Source organism: Micromonospora sp. NPDC003776, assembly GCF_053605645.1.
The window spans coordinates 1-4859 of the sequence record NZ_JBSGJR010000530.1; the positions used below are offsets into that span (position 1 = coordinate 1).

Consider the following 4859-nt stretch of genomic DNA (forward strand, 5'->3'; position numbering starts at 1 on the left):
AAGGAGTTTGCGTCAACGAGGAGATCAGCTCCGACGCAAACTCCTTGATCAACGCGGGAAGCGGGCGGCGGCGGTCAGGAGTCGCGGGTGGGGGTTTCGGCGGCGGAGGAGAGGTTGGGGGCGGAGGCCGGTTCGGCGATGCCGCCGGGGGCCTCGGCGATCTCCGGGTCGTGGGCCGTCTCGGCTGCGATCATGGGCTGGTCGGGCGGCATGACGTCCGGGGTCTTTGGCACCACGATCACCGCCGTGCCGTACGCGCAGATCTCCATCCACATCTCGCCGCAGTCCCGGCTGTCGAAGCGCATGCCGATCACCGCGTTCGCGCCCAGCCGCCGGGCCTCCTCGCCGAGCCGGGCCACCGAGTCGGTACGCCAGCGGGTGAGGTTGTCGGGCGCCATCGGGTCGTAGGCGCCACCCCGCAGGTTCTTGACCCCCTCGCGGTAGGGATTGCGGGTCCTCGCCATCGAGGAGACCACTTCGCCGAGGATCTGGCGGATCTCGTAGCCGGGCAGTTGATCCGTCGTCACGACCAGCACGGTTCCGATGCTGTCAGCCGTCCGGCGGCCGGTTCGTGAGCCGTGTTCACCTGATCGGATGCTGCAAAACGGCGCGGCGCGGACGGGCGGGACGCCACCGACCCATCCGCGCCGACCGGGTCCTAACCGTCAGACACCGGCCACCGAGGTGATCCAGGCCCGGTTGTACGCGACACTGCCGTAGTTCTGGATGCTCACGCCGTCGGCGGGTTGCTGCCGGCCAGACTCACCGTGGCGGTGCTGACCGCGCTGGGAGGCCGTTCGGGGTGCCGGGCAGGACGGATCAAGGAACTCATCGACGCTTGGCAATGCATGTCAGGGGTGTGGCGAGGTCCGTCACAAGATTCCGATCGATATCACTTGATCCATCGCGTCCACCTCGGGCGATCTGGGCGCGGTCTGTCGGAAATCGGTCCGCGAACGGCCCCGGACCAGGAAAATGCCTGGTGAGGAGGGCTGCCGTCGGGGTCGTGGCGGGTGGCCCGGCAACGAATCCGTATCGAGCTGGCAACGAACCCGCATCGGCCTTCCACCCGTACGGCCGGTCACGTCGATCACTGCCTGGACTGGCCCCGGCCGGTTCGGGCCAGGCGGTATCTGCCAGGTAGGCTGGCTGCGCTCGCCCGTGATGGGCCGGCACCCAACTGCGTACACAGTCAGGAGTGCCCCGTGCCTCGCGTCGTCGTCGACGTCATGCTCAAGCCCGAGATCCTCGATCCTCAGGGCCAGGCCGTCGCAAACGCGCTGCCCCGGCTCGGCGTCAGCGACGTCGCCTCGGTTCGGATCGGCAGGCGGATCGAGATCGAGTTCACCGGCGAACCGGACCTGGACCGGGCCCGGGAGATCGCCGACAAGCTGCTCGCCAACCCGGTCATCGAGGACTTCGCCGTCCGCCTGGTCGAGACCGACGAGACCGCGGACGCCCACTCGTGACCGCCCGGGTCGGTGTGGTCACCTTCCCCGGCTCGCTCGACGACGGGGACGCGGCGCGCGCCGTGCGGATCGCCGGCGCCGAGCCGGTCCGGCTCTGGCACGGCGACCCGGGGCTGTACGGGGTGGACGCCGTCGTCCTGCCCGGCGGCTTCTCCTACGGCGACTACCTGCGCTGCGGCGCCATCGCCCGGTTCGCCCCGGTGATGGAGACGATCGTGGACGCCGCCCGGGGCGGTCTCCCGGTGCTCGGCATCTGCAACGGCTTCCAGATCCTCTGCGAGGCCCACCTGCTGCCCGGCGCGCTCACCCGCAACCAGCACCTGCACTTCCGCAACCGGGACCAGGTCCTCCGGATCGAGGCCGTCGGCACCGCCTGGACGAACGCCTTCCAGGCCGGCCAGGAGGTGCTGATCCCGGTCAAGAACGGCGAGGGCTGCTACGTCGCCGACCCGGCGACGCTGGACCGGCTGGAGGCCGAGGGCCGGGTGGTCGCCCGTTACCTCGGCGGCAACCCCAACGGTTCGCAGCGCGACATCGCCGCGATCACCAACGAGGCCGGCAACGTGGTCGGCATCATGCCGCACCCCGAGCACGCGGTGGAGGCGCTCACCGGCCCCTCCCTGGACGGTCTCGGCTTCTTCACCTCGGTGCTCAAGCACCTGGTGGGGGCGCCCGCGTGAGCATGCGGAGCGAGCCGGGCCTGCGAGCGCAGTCCCGAAACAAGATCGCTCCCGTGACCGTGCGCGGCGGAAACATCGGTCGGCTCACCCGCCGCCACGGCGGCGAGCGCAGCGAGGAGAGGTCATGACCACCCACCCGGACCCGGCCCTGCGGGAGACGCCGGCCGTCGCGCCGCAGGGCGGCCCGGTCGACGACTGGGCCCGCGGCGTGGACACCGTGCCGCAGGCCGTCGAGACCCCGGCTGAGCTCCAGCCGTACGCGGAGCTGGGCCTCCGTGACGACGAGTACGACCGGATCCGGCACATCCTCGGCCGCCGGCCCACCCAGGCCGAGCTGGCCATGTACTCGATCATGTGGAGCGAGCACTGCTCCTACAAGTCCAGCAAGGTGCACCTGCGCCAGTTCGGCGAGAAGGCCCCGCCGAGCGACCGGCTGCTCGCCGGCATCGGGGAGAACGCCGGCGTGGTCCGGGTCTCCGACGAGCTGGCGGTGACCTTCAAGGTCGAGTCGCACAACCACCCGAGCTTCGTCGAGCCGTACCAGGGCGCGGCGACCGGCGTGGGCGGCATCGTCCGGGACATCCTCGCCATGGGCGCCCGCCCGGTCGCGGTGATGGACCCGCTGCGCTTCGGCGCCGCCGACCACCCGGACACCGCCCGGGTGCTCCCCGGCGTGGTGGCCGGCGTCGGTGGCTACGGCAACTGCCTGGGCCTGCCCAACATCGGCGGTGAGGTCGTCTTCGACCCCTGCTACCAGGGCAACCCGCTGGTCAACGCGCTCTGCCTCGGCGTGCTGCCGGTCGACCGGCTGCAGAAGAAGGAGGCCGCCGGCCCCGGTAACGTCGTGGTGCTGATGGGTGCCAAGACCGGCCGCGACGGCATCGGCGGCGTGTCGGTGCTGGCCAGCGCCACCTTCGACGAGGGCAGCGAGCAGCGCCGCCCGTCGGTCCAGGTGGGCGACCCGTTCACCGAGAAGCTGCTGATCGAGGCCTGCCTCGAGCTGTACGACGCCGAGCTGGTGGTCGGCATCCAGGACCTCGGCGGCGCCGGGCTGACCTGCGCGCTCACCGAGACCGCCGCGGCGGCCGGCACCGGCATGCGGGTGTGGCTGGAGCGGGTGCCGCTGCGTGAGCCCTCGATGGAGCCGCACGAGATCCTGGCCAGCGAGTCGCAGGAACGGATGCTGCTGGTCGTCGCCCCGGACAAGCTGGAGGCGGTGCTCAAGACGGCCGAGAAGTGGGGCGTGCTGGCCACCGCCATCGGTGAGGTCACCCCGCCCGCGCCGGACGGCCAGCCGGGTCGCCTGCTGATCACCTGGCGGGACCGGCTCGTGGTGGACGTGCCGCCGGGCTCCCTGGTCGACGACGGACCGGTCTACGCGCGCCCGATGCGGGAGCCGGCCGACCTCATCCTGCTCCAGGCCGACCGCGCCGAGACGCTGCCCCGGCCGAGCAACCCGGAGGCGCTGCGCGAGACCGTGCTGCGGATGATCGCGTCGCCCAACCTGGCCGACAAGACCTGGGTCACCGAGCAGTACGACCGCTACGTGCTGGGCAACACGGTGCTCGCCCAGCCGGAGGACTCCGGCGTGATCCGGATCGACGAGCGGACCGGCCTCGGGGTCGCCCTCTCCGTCGACGGCAACGGCCGGTACGCGCGCCTCGACCCGTACCACGGGACGAAGCTCGCGCTGGCCGAGGCGTACCGGAACGTGGCGGTGACCGGTGCGACGCCGATCGCGGTCACCAACTGCCTCAACTTCGGCTCCCCGGAGGACCCGGCGGTGATGTGGCAGTTCGCCGAGGCCGTCCGCGGCCTGGCGGACGGCTGCCTGGAGCTGGGCATCCCGGTCACCGGCGGCAACGTCAGCTTCTACAACCAGACCGGCGCCGCGGCGATCCACCCGACCCCGGTGGTCGGCGTGCTCGGCGTGCTGGACAACGTCGCCGACCGGGTGCCGATGGGCTTCGTGCCCCGTCCGGCCGGCGACCACGACCAGCTCTTCCTGCTCGGTGAGACGCACGTCGAGCTTTCCGGCTCGGAGTGGGCCTGGGTGACCCACGAGCACCTCGGCGGCATCCCGCCGCAGGTCGACCTGGCCCGCGAGCGGCAGCTCGGGCAGCTGCTGGCCGCCGCCGCCCGGGTGGGGCACCTGAGCTCCGCGCACGACCTCTCCGACGGCGGTCTCGCCCAGAGCCTGGTCGAGTCCTGCCTGCGCCGCGGCGTCGGCGCCCGGGTGGCGGTGCCGGAGCAGTTCGCCGGCGGCTCGATGCCGTTCGTCTTCCTGTTCAGCGAGTCCGCCGGGCGGGTGCTGGTGTCGGTGCCGCGCGGGCACGAGAAGGCGTTCACCGCCCTCTGCGCCGAGCACGGCGTGCCGTGGGAGTTCATCGGGGTCACCGACCCGGCCGGCGGCGCCCTGGAGGTGCACGGCCAGTTCCGGATCGGCCTCGACGAGCTGCGCGCCGCGCACAGCGAGACGCTGCCGCGGCTCTTCGGCGGCGCCGAGACGGCCCAGGTGGCGGTGGAGGCGGCCCGTACCGGGACGACCACCGTCCTGCCGGCCACCGCCGAGCAGCCGGTGGAGGTCGACGTCGACGCGGTGGCCGCCGAGCCGATCGCCCAGGCGGGCGAGGCCGCGACGGCGGAGCGGCCGACCGAGGCGGAGCCGATCACGCCGGCCGCTGCCGAGGGCGGCCCGGAGACCGACGCC

Annotated in this window: 4 protein-coding genes and 1 pseudogene; 3 read left to right on the plus strand and 2 right to left on the minus strand. The window is 72.4% G+C overall.

Annotation, left to right across the window (positions count from 1 at the left end):
- Positions 1-74: 74 nt before the first annotated feature.
- Both ACWEVO_RS30065 and ACWEVO_RS30070 read right to left on the minus strand, forming a co-directional pair.
- The gene (locus ACWEVO_RS30065) at positions 75-596 is read right to left on the minus strand and encodes a YbjQ family protein (protein ID WP_452310846.1); all 522 of its coding nucleotides are present in this window, start codon (positions 594-596) and stop codon (positions 75-77) included.
- 69 nt (positions 597-665) lie between these two features.
- Positions 666-806, minus strand: a pseudogene (locus ACWEVO_RS30070) (peptidase S1); the annotation flags it as partial.
- Positions 807-1205: 399 nt separating this feature from the next.
- Here ACWEVO_RS30070 and purS point away from each other — a divergent pair.
- From purS to purL, 3 genes are all read left to right on the plus strand, one after another.
- Positions 1206-1469: a phosphoribosylformylglycinamidine synthase subunit PurS gene (gene purS, locus ACWEVO_RS30075; protein ID WP_452310843.1), complete on the plus strand. Its 264-nt coding sequence runs from the start codon at positions 1206-1208 to the stop codon at positions 1467-1469.
- A complete protein-coding gene (purQ, locus tag ACWEVO_RS30080) occupies positions 1466-2149 on the plus strand; it encodes a phosphoribosylformylglycinamidine synthase subunit PurQ (protein ID WP_452310844.1) in 684 nt (227 codons plus the stop codon). The genes purS and purQ overlap by 4 nt, the downstream gene beginning before the upstream one ends.
- A 124-nt stretch (positions 2150-2273) precedes the next feature.
- Positions 2274-4859, plus strand: a 2586-nt coding sequence (gene purL / locus ACWEVO_RS30085; protein WP_452310845.1) for a phosphoribosylformylglycinamidine synthase subunit PurL, incomplete at its 3' end; no start/stop codon positions are given.